The following is a 19,980-nucleotide window of genomic DNA, read 5'->3' as shown; positions in this document are numbered from 1 at the left end:
AGCCTGAACAGAAAGGACATTTGCAGAAGATGGGATCAGCCTACACCAAACCCCGTTTTCGGCAAAATCATGCTGTTCAGGCCCTTTTTAGTCTCTGGTTTACGCCAGCAGATCGAACACATCGCCGCCGATCTGGATGTTGATCGAACTCTGACCGCCGCCATCAACCAGCGCCCAGATGATCTGTTCGGTCGGCTTGTAGATCACAAACGCCTCCTGCACGCCGTCATTGCCCGACCGTTCCCCGGCGGCATTGGCGGTATGGGCCAGATTGACCTGGAAATCGCTGGCCGTGGCTGGTCCGCCCCCCCAGAGCAGCACATCGCCGTCCGCGGCCACATAATCCTGTACCCAGTCAGACCCGTGATCGGCGATCCCGACGTGAAAGAATTTATCCGCGCCGGTGCCGCCATTGATCCGGTCATGGCCAAAGCCGCCGTTGACAAAATCATTGCCCGCGCCGCCAAACACCAGATCGGAAAACGCCGAGCCGGTGATCACGTCATTGCCATTCTGACCCTGCAGGTCATCGACGCCCGCGCCACCGGCGATGGTGTCATTGCCGTCCTGACCAAACACCTGGTCATTGCCCGCACCGGCGTCGATATTATCGTTGCCCGCGCCGCCAAAGATCTGGTCGCGCAGGTCGCTGTCGCCCGGCCCGCCGATGATCCGGTCATCGCCGTCACCGCCATTGAGCGTATCCGCTCCGGGCCCGCCATCCAGCGTGTCATTGCCGCCCTCGCCCAGAATGCGATCGTTGCCAGCCAGACCATTCAGCGCATCCGCGCCAGCGGTCCCATTCAGCACATCATTGCCCGCGGTTCCTCCGGGGCGGTCGCCCCCGGCCCGGTCGGTCATTTCAGCCAGAGACAGGACAAAATCGTTGAAATGGAACAATTCGACCCCGGTGACCCGATCGCTGCCTTCGGCGGAGCTCAGCGCAAAGATACCGCCGCTGAGGGTGGCGGTCATATCGGTGCTGTTGAGGTTGAACAGGGCGACATCGCGCGTGCCCGCACCGCCGTCCATCGAGTCATCTCCGCTGCCGCCCTGCAGGGTATCGTCGCCCCCGCCGCCGATCAGCGTGTCATTGCCCGCCTCCGCGCTCAGCCAGTTGGCCACCTGATTGCCGGTGATCATGTCATTGCCGATGCCGGTATGCACATTTTCGATGAGCGAGCGCAGATCGCCCTCATAGAGCAGGGGGTTGGCGACATTGCCGCGCGCGAAATGGGCCGGTCCGGGCTGTCCGTTGCTGAGATTGGCCAGCTGTGCAGGAGAAAAGGTGCTGAATTGCCCCGGCTGCAGGTTGATGGTCTGGTCGGTTTCGAAATTGCTGAATTCGAACAGATCAGTGCCGCCGCCATCCCAGATCGTGATCAGGATCTTGGCATTATATGAGGCCCCAAAGCTGCCGCCGGTGCCACCATCGGTGATGGTCATCTCGCCAGTGGAGGGGTTGAACTGATAGACCGTGTCATTGTTGTTGGTGCCGGGGCCGAAATTGGCACCATACATATGCTGCAGCGCCGCGATGTCGTTGATCATATAGGTCCAGGGATATTCCTCCATCCCCGAGGCCCCGCCGGACAGGTCGCTGCCCACATAGCTGTGATAGGTCATCACCGAGAATTCCTGGGAATTCTCGCCCGCGGGCAATGTGGGGTAGACCGTGCTGTTGGCGGGGTCAAAATTGCTCTGTTCGGCATGGCCGTGTTTCAGACCCAGCGAATGGCCGACCTCGTGCAGCAGACCGGCGGCATATTGGAAACTCCCCAGAACCGGCGCGGTATAGGCCCCGGTGGTGAACCAATTGTCGCCCTGGGTGTGGGGGCCGGCAAAAAACGGATCCGGTGGATTGGCCTCGGCCGACCCGCGGCCACCGGGGACATGCAGGCCGGTGTTGATGTGGTTGGGGCCGTAATCGATGCGGGTGGCCTGGGCAAAGCGCAGATTCGCCGCCGACCCCGGTGCCGGGGCCGAAAAGCTCAGCCCGCTGAAGACGCCCAGATTGTTCAGGCCAAAATTGATGATCTGATTGGCCTGAAATTCGGTAAAGGATTGGAACCCCTGGATGTCCGCATAGCCACCGTATTCAAAGATGCTTTGGGGAAAGGACACTGTCAGATTTGGGGAATCCCATTTCCATCCCCACAGAAGGCCATCGATACTTTGGTTCCCGGTCAGCGCAACGGGTATCGGCATGGAAAAATCCCCCCAAAACATAAATCAATTGGGGGGATCATACCATTTGGGTGACCAAACGTCACCTTGTCCTGTGCAGGTCAGCCCGCCTAGGCCAGCAGATCGAAGGTGTCGCTGCCGATCTGCAGGTTGATCGAACTTTGGCCTTCGCCATCGACCAGGGCCCACATGATCTGGCCACTGGGTTTGTAGATCACAAATGCCTCCCGCACGGCATCGTCTCCGGCGCGTTCGCCTTCGGCATTGGCGGTGTGGGCAAAGTTGACCTGGAAATCATCCGCCGTCGCTGCGCTGTTGCCAAAGAACAGCACGTCGCCTTCGGTATGGGCGTAATCCTGCACCCAGTCCGACCCGTGATCGGCGATCCCGATGTGAAAGAACTTGTCCGCGCCGGTGCCGCCGTTGATCCGGTCATGGCCAAATCCGCCGTTGACAAAATCATTGCCGTCGCCGCCAAACACCAGATCGCTGAACGCCGACCCGGTGATCACGTCGTCGCCGGTCTGGCCCTGCAGTTCATCGACGCCAAAGCCGCCGGCAATGGTGTCATTGCCCGACATGCCAAAGATCTGGTCATTGCCGGCACCGCCATCAATCAGGTCATCGCCGGACCCGCCAAAGATCACGTCGCGCAGGTCGCCATCCGAGCTGCCGCCGTTCAGGCTGTCGGCGCCGTCGCCGCCATTGAGCGTGTCCGAGCCTTCGCCGCCGTCGATGCTGTCATTGCCTTCGCCGCCACGCAGGGTGTCGTTGCCGCCGCCGCCGTCGATGGTGTCATCACCGCCGCCGCCATCGACCACATCGCCGCCACCGCCAGAGGTCAGCTCTTCGCCGTCGTCGCCCCCGGTGAGCGTATCATCGCCGCCGCCGCCGACGACCACGCCGGGTTCGGGGAACAGGTCGTTGACCAGCACGCTTTCATCGGCAAAGCCCAGCTCTTCGACATTGCTCAGAGTGTCGAGGCCCAGCGACGTCGCCACCTGGATCTCGCCCGTTGTGGTTTGGGTGATGGTGGCATCGGCACGGTTGATGCCCCAGAATTCGGCCCGGTCAAACCCGGTGCCGCCGTCGATACGGTCGTCGCCCTCTTCGCCGATCAGAATATCGTCGCCGCCGCGCCCCTCGATCGTGTCATTGCCGCCGCGCCCCTGAATCCGGTTGCCGCCGGCATCGCCGCTGAGGCGGTCATTGTCGTCGCGCGAGCCGCGCAGGTTTTCGATATTGTCGAGCGTATGGGTGAAATTCTGGCCGCGCCAGACCCCGGTTGCGGTGCCCGCCGCCAGATCCACGGTCACCGCGCCAACCTGGTTGCGGTCATAGCGGGCGGTGTCTTCGCCAGCGCCCCCGTCCAGCGTGTCATTGCCCGCCATCAGGATGAAATTTTCGTCACTGGCCGAGCCGGTGATCTGATCGTTCTGCATCGTGGCGCGCAGCTCGGTGGCCCGGCCGATGATCGTGTCGGTGCCGCCATGGCCGTCCTGGACGGTGCCGGCGGCCAGATCCGCGACGATCCCCGATGGCGCGCCGCGATAGTCGAGGCGCACGCCGCCGTTGCTGGTGTCGACGGTGATGCGGTCATTGCCGCCCTGACCACGCACCTGGACAAAACCGCCATCGACGCCGGTGATATTGAACACATCGTCAAACCGGGTGCCGTAAATCCCCATGCCGCCGCTTTTCATCGCCAGATTGGGCTGCAGCATCACGGTCATGCCCGCCGCGCCCTTGTCGACGCGTCCGATGTCGGTAATGCCGTTCAGCGTGGCGGTGATGCCGGTGCTCAGCCCGTCGTCATGACGCAGCTCGACATAATTGTTGTTGGCATCGGCCAGATCGAGAATGTCGTTGCCGACGCCCAGATCGACCGAGACCTCGGTATAGCCGCGATCGCCGTCGACCAGCACAAAATCATTGCCGCCCAGGGTGCGGACCGTATCAAAGCCGCCGCCGCCGATATCGACCACATCATTGCCGGCCCCTGTTGTGATGTTATCATCGGTCGGGGTGTAGCTTTCGATCTGGGTGCCGGTGCCGGAGACAAAGGCGTCGTTGCCGCTCAGCGGGATCGTGGCCCCGGGCGCAAAGGGGCCGCTGGTGACCAGCGTGGCATTGGTGATGGTGGTTTCAAAGGCGTTCCAGGCGGCAACCGGGTCTGCCAGGCTGGGGAAATCCGCCACCGGGGCTCCGCCCAGCAGGAACACCCAATCGGTGGCGGCGACGCCAACCGGTGCATGGGTGAAGGTCATCACATAAGAGGTGACACCACCATGGGTGACCTGACCGATATAGGAGTCGATGACATTCAGATCGCCGTCCAGCAGCTCGGGCTCTCCGATCACGCCGGGCACGGTGATGTCCACCAGTGGCAAATCTTCGTCCGCCGGGTTGGGAACCGGGTTGGCGGGGTTTTCGAATTGGTAGGTTATGACAGGCGCGGTTCCGTCGGGCAGGACCAGGCTGATGCTGGAATCGGTGACCCCGATGACTTGGTCTGCGCTATTGCGGGTGATCTTGTATCCAAGAAATGTATGTGGAATCACGATCTGTCTCTCCTAGGGGCATTTGATGTCATTGGCGCGTAGAATTAAAAAAGACGCTCTTGTTAACAAGTAAAAAAACCTCTGCGCAGGGGTTTGTTTGCCGTCTGTGCGCCCTGATCCGGGATCTGACGGGGGCAGCTTACCAAAAGGAGAGCGCCTGGGGCTGTGGCCCGCTAAGCGTGTTTTTGGGTGCGACACAAGCGCAGGAATGTCCGATGCTGCATCTTCCGACGCTTGACGCAGGGGGTTTGCGCATGTTTCCCTGAGTTTATTGAATAGATTGCGTTCTTGCAGGCCGGGCCAGATTCTATCCCGGGGACGTTATGAGAATTTTTGTGTCATGTTGCAGATGCTTTGAGGTCTGAGGCGGTCAGCCGGATCTCGAGGGGGACGAAAATGGATCTGTCCGGAATGAAATTTGCTTTGCGACGGTTTTTGGGACTCTGTCTTGCGATTGGGGCTCTGTGGATCAGCGCCGCCTGCCTGCCCAATTCCTCCCAGGCCCGCAACACGACGACGGCCGGGGCTGACCCCGGAGACGGGTGCAGACAGATGATGGCAACCGGGGGAACGGACATTCGAGAGACCTATGTGATTTGCCCGCTTGCGCGCGGGCCCGGCGTGCTGGAGCGCAGCGATCTGCGCGCGGCGTATGACAGGCTGCCCGCCGGGAACAGCCTGAATGTGGCTGAACATTTTTTGCGCGCGGACCAACGCTGGCCCTATGTGGACGTGCGTGGTCCCGGGGCCAATACCAGCCCGAACATGCCCAACCCGCCGCGGGCGGCCTATCTGATGCATGCCGCCGATCCGGCCTTTGACGGGCCGGTTCTGTTTATCGCACCCGCCCAGGTGGAACACAGCCTGGGTCCGGCAGCGAGCGGGCAAACGCCCGCCGATGTCTGGACCGTCACTGCCGGGCCCTATGCCCCGACGGTCTATGGCAGGATCCGGACCGCGGGCGGTGATGTGACCGATTTTGTCGCGCATCCGACTGAGGCCGGAACCGAGGTTTTCGGCGAAGCCGCGCGCATCGAGTTGAGCCAGTTGATCAGCCGCCATTTTGGCGGTGCCTAATTTTTGCAGTCATTCCACAAGGGGGAACCAGACATGGCCGGTACGACCAGTGTGACACCAAGAACCACCAATACGACCCTACGCGGGTTGGAAGGCGATACCAAGTGGAGCTCGACGGCACTGACCTACAGCTTTGCCAGCTCGGCAGACAGCGCCGCGACCACAGCCGAATTCACCGCCCGGTCCCGCCCGGCAGGTGAAACGATCAATTATCTTGATGCCAGCGACACCAGCGAAAACGCCCAGCGGACCGCCTCGGTCGAAGCCTTTACCGCGCTGGCCCGGGTGTCGGGTCTGACCTTTTCGGCCTCGGCCACTTTCGCGGCTGCCGATTTCAAGGTCGTCGGCGTCGATAATTTCGGGCTCGCCGGCCAGTCCACCTTCCCGGGCACCAATCCCAAGGGCACGTCGACCACCGATTTCGAAAGCTGGAATTTCTTCAACACGACCAGTTTCTGGACCAGCCATGGGCGTGAAACCGGCGGTGGCGACTTCATGGTCTACAACACGCTGCATGAATTTGGACACGGGGTGGCCCTGGGGCATCCCCATGACACCGGCCATGGCTCCAGCGCGATTTCGCTCAACGTCGGCTCGACCCCGTCGACCACGGACAATCCGCTCGACAATGAACGCTATACGGTGATGTCCTACGAACGCGGCGGCACCAATTCCAATCTGGGCAACAAATTCGGCCATGCGGTGACGCCGATGGCGCTGGATATTGCGGTGCTTCAGTCGCTTTATGGGGCCAATAGCTCGACCCATACCGGCAATACCACCTACAATCTGACCGACCGCGGCACCACGGCCTATGATGGCGATGGCTCGGATGGCAGCGTGTCGATCGGCCGGGCGTTCTATTCGATCTGGGATGCGGGCGGCAGTGGCGACAGCATCGACTATGGTGGTGGCCAGCGTGCGGTCATCAACCTGAACGCGGCGACGTTGGATCCGACCGGCAATGCCGACCTCAACGAGCTGATCAAGGGGGTCAAGAAATCACAGGTCTATTCGGACCTGCCCACTGATTTCAAATACGACTATCAGGGCGATGCCAATCATGATGCGTCGGCCTATTATGCGGGGGGCTTCTTCTCCCGTGTGTTCACCAATTCCACCACCGGGGATCTGGGCGGCTATTCGATTGCCAATGGCGTGGTGATCGAAAACGCATCGGGCGGGGCCAAGGGCGACCTGCTGATCGGCAACACGGCCAACAACACGCTGGATGGCAAGGGCGGCAAGGACGCGCTGTTCGGCTTTGACGGCAATGACACGCTCAAGGGCGGGGCCGATGACGACGAGATGACCGGCGGCGACGGCGATGACCGGCTCGAAGGCGGTGCGGGCACCGATGTGGCGATCTTCTCCGAAGCCTGCCGCAACTATGAGATCACCCGCGACGATGCCACCGGCCAGGTCACGATCCGGCACAAGGATGGCGGCGCCGATGGCACCGATATTCTGATTGATGTGGAAACCGCGCGCTTCAGCGATGGCGAGATCGACCTGACCGCCGAAGAGATCGACGATTGTCCGCCGCTGGACTTTACCTTCCTGGTCGACCTGTCGGGCTCCTTTGGCGATGACCTGCCCAATTTTGTGGCCTCGGCCAAACAGATTGCGGCTGACCTGCGGGCCGACAACCCGGATGTGAAATTTGCCATTGCGTCCTTTATCGACCATCCGGTCAGCCCCTTTGGCAGCTCCGGTGACTATCTGTACAAGGCGGAACTGTCGCTGACCGACGATGTGGCGGCGTTTGAGACGACGCTGGACGGGTTGCGGGTGCGCAGTGGCGGGGACTTCCCCGAAGCACAATGGGTCGGCCTGTGGCGGGCGGCCAATGGCGTTGGTCTCAACCTGCGCGACGGGTCTTCGCGGATCATCTATATGGCCACCGATGCGCCGGCGCATGATGCCTCCGACTATGGTCTGGACGAAAGCACCATCACCGATTTCCTGGAAACCGAAGGCATCGCAACCGAAGGTGCCCCAGGGGACGAAGAACCGTTCGAAGCCCCCGATGGGTATGACGGCGAGGGCACCGCGCCTGAGCTGCCATCCTCCGAAGATCTGCTGATCGCGGCCGTGGGCGAGGCCTTCAGTGGTCTGTCGGCGATCCCGATCATCGGCACGTCCGGGTCCGAGGAGCATTACCGCGAGGCGCTTGGCGGGCTGGGCAGCGACGGCGTTGTCGTGACCACCAGCCGGGACAGTTCGGATGTGGCCGACGCGGTGCGCGCGGGTCTGGCCGAAATTGGCGGTGATATCACCGAAAGCGGCACCGCCGGCAATGACGAGCTGACCGGGACCGCAGACCCGGACGTGTTGCTGGGGCTGGGTGGCAATGACACCATCCGTGGCCTGGGCGGTGACGATGAGCTGGACGGCGGCTCGGGCAACGACCTGATCGAAGGCGGCGACGGCAATGACCGCATTGATGGCGGGTCGGGGGACGACACGCTGGATGGCGGGGCCGGAAATGACCGGCTCAACCCCGGTTCGGGCAGTGATCTGCTGTTGATCGGCGATGGCGACGATGTGATCGAAGGTCCCGGCAATTCGCTCAATGGGGACCGCGTCGGGCCGGGCTTTGGTCCTGGTGACATGGTGATCCTGCGCACCGAGACCCTGTTTGGCGACCCGTTCATGGATTTCACTCCGGGTCCGGATGCGTCGACCCCGGGGACCAGCGGCGTGCTGCTGGATCTGGATGGGGATGGCACCAACGAATTCTCGCTGTTCTTTGAGGGCAATGTGATCGACGGGCTCAAGGTCGGAGGATTGGGCAATGATCTTGTGATCGGTTATCTGGGATCCGAAGGGACCGCAGGCAATGACACGCTGACCGGCACCGAATTCCCCGACGAGATCAATGCTTTGGGCGGCGATGACCGTCTGATCGGTCTGAACGGCGACGACACGCTGATCGGCGGGCCGGGGGATGACACCTTCCTGCCGGGTCTGGGCAATGACCTGATCCGTCCCGGCGATGGCACCAGCCTGATCGAAGGGTCTGCGGCCGAGCTGAACGGCGACCGCATCGGGGATGGGTTCGGCAATGAGGACGCCATCTTCCTGCGGGGGGCGAATTTCACCGGCGAGCCCGAACTCCTGTTCACCCCGGATGCGGGCGGAACCGGCCCGGGGTCCACGGCAGTGATGCTGGATCTGGACGGCGATGGCACCAAGGAGTTCTCGCTGTTGTTTGACGGGGATCTGACCGGCACCGGGCTGGGCGTGGTCGACGAAGGGTCCGACATCGGCATCGGGGGCATCACCTTTGACGGCACGGCCAATGATGACGATCTCACCGGGAACCAGCTGTCCAACCAGCTCAACGGCTTTGCAGGCAATGACCGCCTGATCGGTCTGGGCGGCGATGACCGGATTTCCGGGGGCGATGGCAATGACACGCTCAACGGGGGCGACGGCAATGACGTGATCCGCGGTGGCGCAACAGATGCCGACCTGCGCGACGTGATCTTTGGCGGCGACGGCAATGACGACATCGACGGGGGTCACGGCAATGACGGGATCTTTGGCGGGGCCGGCAACGACATCATGGCCGGTGGCTTTGGCGTTGACGAGCTCGAAGGCCAGGCCGGCAATGACGTGATCACCGGCTCGGCGTTTTCCGACCTGGTGTTTGGCGGCGCGGGCAATGATTTTGTCAACGGCGGCTTTGGTCATGACCGGATCAACGGCGGTACGGGCGCGGATAAATTCTTCCATGCCGGTGTCGAAGGCCACGGGTCTGACTGGGTGCAGGATTATGTCGGCGCGGATGGCGATGTGCTGCTGTGGGGTGGCGGACCGGCAACGGCCAGCGATTTCCAGGTCAACTTTGCCCATACCGCCACACCTGCGGGCGAACGCTCGGGCGATGATGCGGTCATGGAGGCCTTTGTCATCTACAAGCCCACCGAACAGATCATGTGGGCGCTGGTCGATGGGCAGGGTCAGAGTTCGATCAACCTGCAGATCGGCGGCGAGACCTTTGATCTGCTGGTCTGAGCCAGACAGGGCGGGGGTCAACAGCCCCCGCCACGGTCCTCTCGCAGATGGACCAGACCCTGGTGTCGCCCGCAAACCGGGCGACACACGCATATCTACCGCATGATGTTAGAGACGCGGCCCCCGCCACAGGGGCAGCCGCGATGTATTTCCCCTGTCATCAGGGTTTGAAACACCAGATTTTCAATTGGAGATTAACAATGAGCGTTACCGGAGACCTGCTGTTTGGCCTTGCGACGTCGACCCCGGGCCAGCCCGCAAATTTCGAGGATGTCACCGTCGCCTTTATCAACGCCACCGACCAGTTCGGGATTGCCCCGAATGTCGTCGGTGTCACCCGGCCCGATCTGGTGACTGTCACCAATACCACCACGGGCATTCGCGCGGTTGTCCGTGGTGAGTTCCCGGCTCCGATTCCGCTGTTGGATGCGCTCAGCCCGACATCGGGGGCGTATCAGAACTGGATCAACGCGGCGCTTCCGGTGCGTGTTCTCGAAGCCCGGATTGAAAACAATGACTTCATCCTGGATGTCGACTTTGGCGGGGCCGGCCCGACATTGGATGATTTCTATTACCGCTGGACACCGGACGATCTGTTTGCCCTCAGCCCTGTGATCAATGATGTGGCCTATGGGCCGGACGGAACGCCTGTGGGTGGTCCGACCGATCCGGGCGCGCCGGTCGACCCGGTGGATCCGATTGATCGCACCGGATCTGAGGGGCCGGATGAGCTGGTCGGTGATGCGGGCAATGATCGGCTGATTGGTCTGGGCGGGGATGATACGCTGCGCGGGGGCGACGGTGCGGATACACTCAACGGCGGTGACGGGGATGACGTCATCTTTGGGGGGCTGACCGGAACAGACCTGCGCGACCAGATCTTTGGCGGGGCGGGCAATGACCACATCGAGTCGGGTGCCGGCAATGACCAGGTGTTTGGTCAGGATGGCAATGACACCATCGCAGGCGGCGGCGGTGTCGACGAACTGCAGGGCCAGGACGGTGATGACGTGATCACCGGATCGGCGTTTTCCGATCTGGTGTTTGGCGGCGCGGGCAATGATTTTGTCAACGGCGGCTTTGGTCATGACCGGATCAACGGTGGTACGGGGGCGGATAAATTCTTTCATGCCGGTGTCGAAGGCCACGGGTCCGACTGGGTGCAGGATTATGTGGCTGCGGATGGCGATGTGCTGCTGTGGGGCGGCCCGCCGTCGAGACCTTCGGCTGTTGGAGATACGATTGACCTGATCACCAAGGCCGATTTCCAGGTCAACCTGGCCCATACCGCCAACGCCGCCGGAGAACGCGCGGGCGACGACGCGGTGCAGGAGGCGTTCGTGATCTACAAGCCTACTGAACAGATCCTCTGGGCGTTGGTTGACGGGGCCGGGCAGGATCAGATCAACATCCAGATCGACGGCACGGTGTTCGACCTGCTGGCCTGAGCCATACGGTGTCCTGCGGTGTGATCTGCGGTTGCCCCGGGGGGGCAGCCGCGACCTTTTTGTCGTTGTTCTCGCCTTTGGTCTCTTGCAAGGTGGTGCCAATTGGCGTCTGCGATCTGCGCCCTGGTACATGTATTGACTGAAGATTTTTGACCGACGTTGTTCTGCCCTGTTTTCTCATCGAACCAGCCAGGTTCCCGGCGCGCCAAATTTTCTGGCCGCGCCCCAGCATCCGCCCAACCGTCATTCAACTCGAATATATAACAAAAGGCCCGATTTCACATGACCACCTATAGTTTGCCCGGCTTCAAAGTCATCCGAAATGCAAGTGATGCCATCATCGACATTCAGGAGATTTCCCTGAACCTCGTGGTGCAGGAGGGCGCAAATGCCGTGCTGTCCTACAGCCTGATTCCGGGGGCCACATCGGATGGTCTGTTCCCCGAAGTCGATATCACGGCGCCGGGGGTCTTTAATGCCGATACCAGCGATGGTGTCAGCACCGAGGTGGTCGATAACTTTATCGGCCAGATCGCGCGTGGCACCGATATCACCTATATTCTGAATTTGACCAACAATTCGACGGGTGGGATTCCGGAAAACTACATCTTCCGCCTGGGTGGTGCCGAGTTGCCCATTCCGACCACCCCGGCCGAGATGACCGCATTGGAAGGCTCGATCACCGGGGGCGGTGCCATCACCAGCGGTCCCTTTGCTCCGGGGGCCAGCTTTGATTTCGCCACGCTGCCCTTTGTGACGATGACCGAGGACGACAGATTTGTCGGCACGCCCGGCAATGACACGATCAATTCCGGGGATGGCAATGATCAGATCCAGGGCGGCGCGGGGGATGATCTGCTCAACCCCGGTGACAACCGGTATTTTGACGGGGTCGCGCCGGGCGCAGGCAATGACACGGTCGTCCTGTCGGATATGCACAGCGGCTATGTCGAGTTTTATCACTATGATCTGAACGCAGGTGTCACCTTCAATATCGACGGCAACGCCAATACCGCGACCGTCGACAAGGGCGTCAATGGCACGACCCAGATCGTCGATCTTCAAAAGCCGATGCTGGGGGACGCGCTGAACCTCTATGGGGTGGGTCTGTTCGCCACCGGCCATGACGATGTGTTCAATATCACGGTGGCCGACAATGGCTGGGTCCAGATCGATGGTGAGAACGGCAATGACACCTTCAACGTCGGTGCCAGCACCAACGGTTTCCTGCGCCTGAGCTATCGCAATGCGCCCTCCGGGGTGACAATCGATCTGGCGGCGCGCACCGTCAGCAGTGATGGCTATGGCGGCAGCGATACCATCACCGGTCCCGGAACGGTCACGGGCATTCGTTCGTCCATGCACAATGACACTATTCTGGGCAGCGATCTGGACGAACATTTCATCCTGATGGCCGGCAATGACACCCTGGATGCGGGCGCAGGCCGCGACCGGCTGCGCTATGACCGGACCGGGGTCGAGGCGGTGACGCTGGATCTGGGGGCGGGCACGGCCAGCGGCACCTGGCGGGGCGAGGCGTTCAGCCACATGATTTCGAATGTCGAACGGGTGCGGGGCAGCCGCGAAGGCCACGACAATCTGGCCGGGGCCGATGGGGTCGATGTGGAATTGGATGGCCGCGGGGGCAATGACACGCTGATCGGGCGCAATGGCAATGACATCCTGATCGGCAATGCCGGCAATGACAGTCTGGATGGCGGCGCGGGCAATGATCAGGCGCGGTTCAATGTGGCCAGCAGTGATTTCACCGTCACCAAGGCCGCAGGCGTTTATACCATCGTGTCGGCCGATGGCACCGATACGGTGACCAATGTCGAAGAGTTTGTCTTTAGCGACACAACCCTGAACGTGACGCAGATGGATGCCCGCGCCGGGATCACCGCGCCGCCCGATGCCCCCGTTGTTGAAACCGGGACAACCGGGGATGACACCCTGTCGGGGGGCACCGGCAATGACCGTCTGGTCGGGGGCGATGGCAACGACCGGTTGGTCGGCGGCGACGGGGCGGACACGCTGAATGGCGGCGATGGCGATGACACCATCCTGGGCGGTGACAGCGCCGGTGATCTGCGCGACGTGATCTATGCCGGGGGCGGCGGCGACAGTGTCGAGGCCGGTGCCGGCAATGATCTGGTATTTGGTCAGGACGGCAATGACACGATCGCCGGGGGCGCGGGCGTGGACGAGCTGCAGGGCCAGAATGGCGACGATGTCATAACAGGCTCTAACTTCAGTGATCTGGTGTTTGGCGGTGCGGGCAATGATTTTGTCAACGGCGGCTTTGGCCATGACCGGATCAACGGCGGTACGGGCGCAGACAAATTCTTTCATGCCGGTGTCGAAGGGCACGGATCGGATTGGGTGCAGGATTATCTGTCCACCGAAGGCGATGTGCTGTTGTGGGGGGGGGCCGCTGCGACGGCCAGCGATTTCCAGGTCAACCTGGCCCATACCGCCAATGCCGCCGGAGAGCGCGCAGGCGACGACGCGGTGCAGGAGGCGTTTGTGATCTACAAACCCACCGGCCAGATCATCTGGGCGCTGGTCGATGGCGGCGGTCAGGATCAGATCAACATCCAGATCGGTGGCGCGGTGTTCGACCTGCTGGCATGAGCGGTTTCCTGTCTACGGGCCTGCTGCGGTGAAATAGGGCCTTTTTCCTGCTTTGGATTGGATTATCATGCTCAAAAAACAGCCCCAATCCGAGCAGGTCCACCGTGGCAACAGAAGCCGAAATTATCTCGGGTCTCCAGTACCCGTTCTCCCTTTTGTCCGGGAGCATCCATACATCGACACAATCGCCCTATGAGCTGAGCTATCAGTTCGCAGGGCGCACACAGCCCGCCGACATGTCCCGCACCTATACCGGCTGGACGGCCCTGACGGCGGCGGAACAGGTGGAGATCCGCGCGACATTGGATCACATCGAAAGCTTTCTGAATGTGCGTTTCGACGAGATCACCGGATCGGCGGACCCGGATGTCAACCTTGGCAAGGTCGACATCCCAGGATCGACGGTTGGATATGGCGGGTATTCCTATACGGCCTGGTCCGATGGCACGCTGGCCGATTTCGACGGGTTTGCGGTCTATGACAATACGGTCGATCTGTCTTCGGGCTGGCGCTGGCTGATCCTGCATGAATTGGGCCATACGCTGGGTCTGAAACATTCCTTTGAATCCAGCACCTCGGGCACCGAGACCAACGGCCCCCTGCCTGCCGCTTATGACAATCGCAAATACACGCTGATGTCCTATACCGACAATCCCGATACCACAGGCAACCCGGCCGGGTTTGCCCTGTTTGACGTGCTCGCCTTGCAGGATCGCTGGGGCAGCAACCTGACCTACAATACCGGCAATGACACCTATTCCGGCCCGCGTCTGGCCGGGGTTGATGTGATCTGGGATGCGGGGGGCGAGGATCTGCTGGATGCCTCCGGCCATGGCGGGGGTGTGGTGCTCAGCCTGGTGGCGGGGACCTATTCCCGGTTCGGATCCTACGAGGATGTGGCCATTGCCTATGGGGCCGAGATCGAACATGCCACCGGCGGTGCGGGTCATGACAGGCTGACGGGCTCGGTGCTGGCCAATCGCCTGCAGGGGGGCGCGGGTAATGACAGCCTGACGGGCGCGGGCGGCAATGACACGCTGGATGGCGGAGACGGGGCGGATGTCGCGATTTTTGCCTATGACAGCGCGGGTCTCACCGTGACGCGCAGCGGTGCGGGCTATGTGCTGGATACCGGAACCGAACAGGATCTGGTTGTGAATGTGGAGCGGTTTGAATTCCGCGATGGGGCGCTCAGTGCAGATCAGATTGCGGCCCGCGCCGGTCCTGTCAGCGGTCCGACCGGGACCCCTGGGGATGATGTGCTGATCGGGACCGAAGACGCGGAGTCGCTGGACGGGTTTGACGGCAATGACCGGCTGGTGGGTGCCGGTGGCAATGACAGCCTGGATGGCGGACCCGGCGCCGATACGCTCAATGGCGGTGACGGCGATGACCGGATCATCGGCGGGCCCGCGGCGGATGATCTGCGCGATGTGATCTATGCCGGGGCAGGGCATGACAGTGTGGACGCCGGTGCCGGAAATGATCTGGTGTTTGGCCAGGCGGGCAACGACACCATCGCCGGTGGCGCGGGTGTGGACGAGCTGCAGGGCCAGGATGGCGATGACGTCATAACAGGCTCTAATTATAGCGATCTGGTGTTTGGCGGCGCGGGCAATGATTTTGTCAACGGCGGCTTTGGTCATGACCGCATCAATGGCGGCTCCGGCGCGGACAGGTTCTTTCACGTCGGTGTCGAAGGGCACGGGTCGGACTGGGTGCAGGATTATGTGGCCGGTGACGGCGATGTGCTGCTGTGGGGGGGCGGACCGGCCACGGCCAGCGATTTCCAGGTCAATCTGGCCCATACCGCCAATGCCGCCGGGGAACGGTCGGGCGATGACGGCGTGCAGGAGGCGTTTGTCATCTACAAACCCAGCGAACAGATCCTCTGGGCGCTGGTGGATGGGGCCGGGCAGGATCAGATCAACATCCAGATCGGCGGCGCGGTGTTTGATTTGCTGGCCTAGGCTCAGGACCATAGGCTCTCGCTCCGGGAGCCTGTGGTCACTTGGCGTAGTCGGTCACTTTTCGGCGATAGGCTGCATTGGTATAGGGGGTTTCGTGCCAGGCCTGAAAGATCAGCTGGTCAATCGTGACCTGGCCCAGGCTGCTTTGGGCGCTGATCCGCTTGCGCAAATCCCCTGAGGGTTTCAACCGGTCCGCAAATTTGAACGATTTGATATAAAACGCGTGGTCGCCAGAGCGGATGGTTTCGATCTGGCACCAGGGCATCGGCTGTTCCCAGGCCTGACCTGGTGCGCAGTCTGGCGTGCCCGGATCTGATTTGGCCGGATCGGACTTGGCCGGATCGGACTTGGCGGGGCGACAGGCCCGATACACCAGAAAAAACGGGAATTTTGTATCCGTCACGACGCAGCTGTCAGCGTCCTGTTCGGTATTTGTCACCACCGACAGGGTCGGGCCCTTGGAACCGGGACCGTTCAGGCCCCGTGAATGGTCCCACACCTCGGCGACCTTGCTGACAAAGATCGTCTCCAGTTTCTGGCGCGGCCGCCCCCCGGCCGCGCAGGGGCCGGTGACATAGCAATACGGATAATCCAGCTTGATCCGGCGAATGGCCGGTTTTTGCCCCGCGCTGTCGCGCAGCCTGTCAAAGGCGGCCAGAACTGCCAGAAGATCGGGGTTGGCCACCTCGGGGTGGAAGACCCGGTCCAGATCGCCGACTTTCCAATTGGGCAGGTTGATGGTCAGGTCAACCTGCAGATCGATACCGCGCTGGACCGGATGCGTGGCCAGCAGAGCCACCATTTTGACCAGATAGGCCTGCACGGCGGCAACGGTTTGGGATGTCTTCAACCGGACTCCCGCATGGGTGTCGCAGCTGAAGGCCTTCTTGGACCCGGCGATCAACCGCAGAAACGCCCCGTCCACCGCGATGGCGTGCACGGGGACCTGATTGTCCAGCATCGGACGCAGCACATTGTTGTATTCCACAAGCGCCGCCGCAGCCCCTCCGGTGACGGGGTCCTGTTTGATCTGGCGACAGCGATCGCCCCCCAACCCGTATCCCGCCTCATAGACAAAGCGAAACCCGCCGCGCCGGACCAGATCTTTCATCTGGCTGAATTGTGGCCCGGTCAGATAGGTGGCCGCCGGGCGCGCGGGCCAGCGTGGCGGGGTCATCTGCAGGATGTCGTGACGCAACAGAAACGCCGCATTCAGGTGAATCTCGGTCACACCCGCGGTGTTCAGCGCAGTCCATTGCTGGCGCGATGTCTTGGACGAATAATCCCAGACCTCCAGATTGTCATAGGATCTGGGATTTGGCCCGAACGCGATATCCACCTGGGACAGCGCGGCGCCTGCCATCGCAATCAGAACGGCAGCCAGGGCCATTACCTTCATGTGTCGGTCTCCGGTATGGTTGGGCGCTCCTGCGCGCCATGATCCATCTTATTCAGCCCCGGGCGCAGAGCGCAATCTCTTGCTCCGGGTCCCCGTCTGGGGCAGCGGTCTGGATTCGGGGCCAAAGTCGATCGCCCAAAGCCTCCAAGTCGTTAAGAAACAGATAAAACTGGCGAAAACCTCCGCTGTTTCGCCATATTCCCGGCCCATCCACAGCCGCCGTGCCTCGTCAGACTGATCCCCGTGGTGAGTGATATGGCAGGAGGGCGCGGGGTGCTGTCTTTGCAATTTCAAGGGCTGCCGGATCTGTCCGGTCTGCCTTTTGAGGGTCCTGTCGCCGATCTCGAGGTGATCGGGGTCGGGGGCGAGATACGGTTGCTGATGGCGACCGAAGCTGGCGGCGGGATCGCCAGTTTCAACCTGTCGCCGGGAACTCTGGCAACAGTCCAGACGGTTCGATCCTATGCGCCGGGTCGGATCGGGGCGTCGGGTGTGGATCTGTTGCCGATTCCCGATCCCGATGGGGTGACGGTTGTTCCGCTGGGAACCGGGCTGCCGCTCTGGACCGGATATCGGCTGGAGCCGCTCCCGGGGGTGGAGCTTGGTGCGGGAACCGGGCTGCTGGCAGGCGGCAGCACCATCGCCGCAGCACACACCGCGGTGAGCGGTGTCTATGGCGGACAGACCATCGTGTTTGCCCTGTCCGGGATCGGGGACACCATTGTCTCGCATCGGCTGACAGAGGCGGGCACCCTGACCCAGCTGGATCTGCACACCGAGACGGACGCCGGGTTTTCGGCGCTGGCGCTGACCGAGGGCGGGCTGGTGCTGGCGGCGGGGCTCACCGGCGGAGAGCTGTTCAGCTATCGCGCCGACAGCAACGGGCAGCTGACCCTGCTGGATCGGTTCGGTGGCCCCGACGGCCCCGGAATTTCCGGGCCGACGGCGTTGGAAACCCTGCGGCTGGCAGGGCAGGATTTTGCGGTGTTGGCCGCGTCGGGCAGCGCGTCGTTGACCGTGTTCCGGGTTGGGGGCGATGGCACGCTGACCGCGACCGATCACGTGGGCGATACGCTGTCGACCCGGTTTGACGATGTGGTGCATCTGGCCACCGCCCGCCAGGGTGACTGGACCTTTGTTCTGGCCGCCGGTTCCGATGACGGGATCAGCCTGTTTGCCCTGTTGCCGGACGGGCATCTGCTGCATCTCGACAGCATTGCCGACGGGCTGGAGTCGACCCTGACCAATGTCAGCGCTCTGGATGCGGTGGTGCAGGGCGATGTCCTGCAGCTGTTTGCCGCCTCTGGACGCGACCCGGGGATCAGCCAGCTCCAGGCGGATCTGAGCGGATTGGGCGAGATCCTGCAAGGCGATGGCAGCGGCGATATCGTGACCGGCACGGACCGCACTGATGTGATGATATCCGGAGGCGGGGCGGACCGGTTACAGGGCGGGGGCGGCGCGGACATCTTTGTGTTCCGCCAGGACCAGGCCGCAGCGGACGGGCTGATGGGGCGGGTGCTGGATTTCAATCCGGCCGAAGACCGTCTGGACCTGTCAACCTTGCCCTTTCTCTATCAGGTTGATCAGTTGCAGATCGAAACCTCCGGGTCTGGCGTCACCCTGCGGTTCGCAGATCTCAGGGTCGAACTGAACGGCGCCGCCGGGGTCGCCCTGACGCCGGACATGTTTTCAACCGGCATGATCCTGAATGCACAACATCTGCCGGTCGGCAATGTCGCCGCCGCCAGCGATGGCGGTGGATCCGGCGGAGATGGTGGTGGGGACGGCGGGTCCGGCGGTGGCGGTGATGGTGGATCTGGTGGTGATGGTGGCGGCGACGGCGGATCCGGCGGTGATGGTGGCGGTGACGGCGGTGGGTCTGGTGGTGACGGTGGTGGTGGATCCGGCGGTGGCGGGATCGTGCAGAGCGGTGGCGCATCCGAAGATCGCCTGGATGGCGGTGACGGCAATGACATTCTGATGGGGCTGGCCGGCAATGACAGGCTGACCGGCGGCGCAGGCAATGACACGCTGGATGGCGGAGTTGGGGCCGATACCCTGAACGGAGGCGATGGCGATGACCACATCATCGGCGGCAACTCATCCGCCGATCTGCGCGACGTCATCTATGGCGGCAACGGGCATGACAGCATCGAGGCTGGTGCCGGCAATGATCTGGTCTATGGCATGAACGGCAATGACACCATCGCGGGCGGGGCCGGGAGCGACGAGCTGCAGGGCCAGGACGGCGATGACGTGATCACCGGCTCGGCGTTTTCCGATCTGGTGTTTGGTGGTGCGGGCAATGATTTTGTCAATGGCGGCTTTGGACATGACCGCATCAATGGCGGCACCGGTGCGGACAGGTTCTTTCACATCGGGGTCGCCGATCACGGGTCGGACTGGGTGCAGGATTTCACCTCGTCCCAGGGCGATGTGCTGTTGTTTGGCAACAGCACAGCGACAGCGGATGATTTCCAGGTCAATTTCGCCCATACCGCCGATGCCGCCGGTGAACGCGCCGGGGATGACGCGGTGCGCGAGGCATTCGTGATCTATAAACCCACGGGCCAGATCATCTGGGCGCTGGTCGACGGCGAAGCCGAAGGCACCATCCGCCTGCAGATCGCCGGATCATCTGAGTATGACAACCTGCTGATCTGAACAAAAAAGGGCCG

9 protein-coding genes and 2 pseudogenes are annotated in these 19,980 nt (G+C 62.1%); 6 read left to right on the top strand and 5 right to left on the bottom strand.

The genetic code is table 11. The features are described 5' to 3' along the window. Positions 1 to 99: 99 nt before the first annotated feature. The 4 genes and pseudogenes from K3727_21505 to K3727_21490 all read right to left on the bottom strand — a co-directional run bounded on the left by K3727_21505 (position 100) and on the right by K3727_21490 (position 4,748). On the bottom strand, positions 100 to 861 hold the full coding sequence (locus tag K3727_21505) for a hypothetical protein (protein UWQ93557.1): 762 nt from the start codon (positions 859 to 861) through the stop codon (positions 100 to 102). 126 nt (positions 862 to 987) lie between these two features. Further along, a pseudogene (locus tag K3727_21500) lies at positions 988 to 1,143 on the bottom strand (hypothetical protein). Between the two features lie 144 nt (positions 1,144 to 1,287). Beyond that, positions 1,288 to 2,229: pseudogene (locus K3727_21495) on the bottom strand (M10 family metallopeptidase C-terminal domain-containing protein). A 68-nt stretch (positions 2,230 to 2,297) separates the two neighbouring features. Beyond that, positions 2,298 to 4,748, bottom strand: coding sequence for a hypothetical protein (locus K3727_21490; protein ID UWQ93548.1), 2,451 nt, complete (start codon positions 4,746 to 4,748; stop codon positions 2,298 to 2,300). A 396-nt stretch (positions 4,749 to 5,144) separates the two neighbouring features. Here K3727_21490 and K3727_21485 point away from each other — a divergent pair, with 396 nt between their 5' ends. The 5 genes from K3727_21485 (at position 5,145) to K3727_21465 (ending at position 15,900) form a co-directional block, all read left to right on the top strand. After that, positions 5,145 to 5,825, top strand: coding sequence for a hypothetical protein (locus tag K3727_21485; protein UWQ93547.1), 681 nt, complete (start codon positions 5,145 to 5,147; stop codon positions 5,823 to 5,825). A gap of 33 nt (positions 5,826 to 5,858) precedes the next feature. Then, complete coding sequence (locus K3727_21480) at positions 5,859 to 9,848, top strand: M10 family metallopeptidase C-terminal domain-containing protein (protein ID UWQ93546.1); 3,990 nt, start codon at positions 5,859 to 5,861, stop codon at positions 9,846 to 9,848. Between the two features lie 47 nt (positions 9,849 to 9,895). After that, positions 9,896 to 11,296, top strand: a complete 1,401-nt coding sequence (locus K3727_21475) for a hypothetical protein (protein UWQ93545.1) — start codon at positions 9,896 to 9,898, stop codon at positions 11,294 to 11,296. Positions 11,297 to 11,578: 282 nt separating this feature from the next. After that, complete coding sequence (locus K3727_21470) at positions 11,579 to 13,930, top strand: hypothetical protein (GenBank protein ID UWQ93544.1); 2,352 nt, start codon at positions 11,579 to 11,581, stop codon at positions 13,928 to 13,930. A 956-nt stretch (positions 13,931 to 14,886) separates the two neighbouring features. Further along, on the top strand, positions 14,887 to 15,900 hold the full coding sequence (locus K3727_21465) for a hypothetical protein (protein UWQ93556.1): 1,014 nt from the start codon (positions 14,887 to 14,889) through the stop codon (positions 15,898 to 15,900). A 37-nt stretch (positions 15,901 to 15,937) separates the two neighbouring features. Here K3727_21465 and K3727_21460 read toward each other — a convergent pair whose 3' ends face one another. Further along, on the bottom strand, positions 15,938 to 17,299 hold the full coding sequence (locus tag K3727_21460) for a hypothetical protein (protein UWQ93543.1): 1,362 nt from the start codon (positions 17,297 to 17,299) through the stop codon (positions 15,938 to 15,940). Positions 17,300 to 18,715: 1,416 nt separating this feature from the next. Here K3727_21460 and K3727_21455 point away from each other — a divergent pair. Then, positions 18,716 to 19,966, top strand: a complete 1,251-nt coding sequence (locus tag K3727_21455) for a hypothetical protein (GenBank protein ID UWQ93555.1) — start codon at positions 18,716 to 18,718, stop codon at positions 19,964 to 19,966. The last annotated feature ends 14 nt before the right edge of the window (positions 19,967 to 19,980 follow it).

The sequence above is a fragment of the Rhodobacteraceae bacterium M382 genome, from assembly GCA_025141015.1.
Taxonomy (GTDB): domain Bacteria; phylum Pseudomonadota; class Alphaproteobacteria; order Rhodobacterales; family Rhodobacteraceae; genus Aliisedimentitalea; species Aliisedimentitalea scapharcae.
This window is presented reverse-complemented; position numbering and strand designations above follow the sequence as displayed.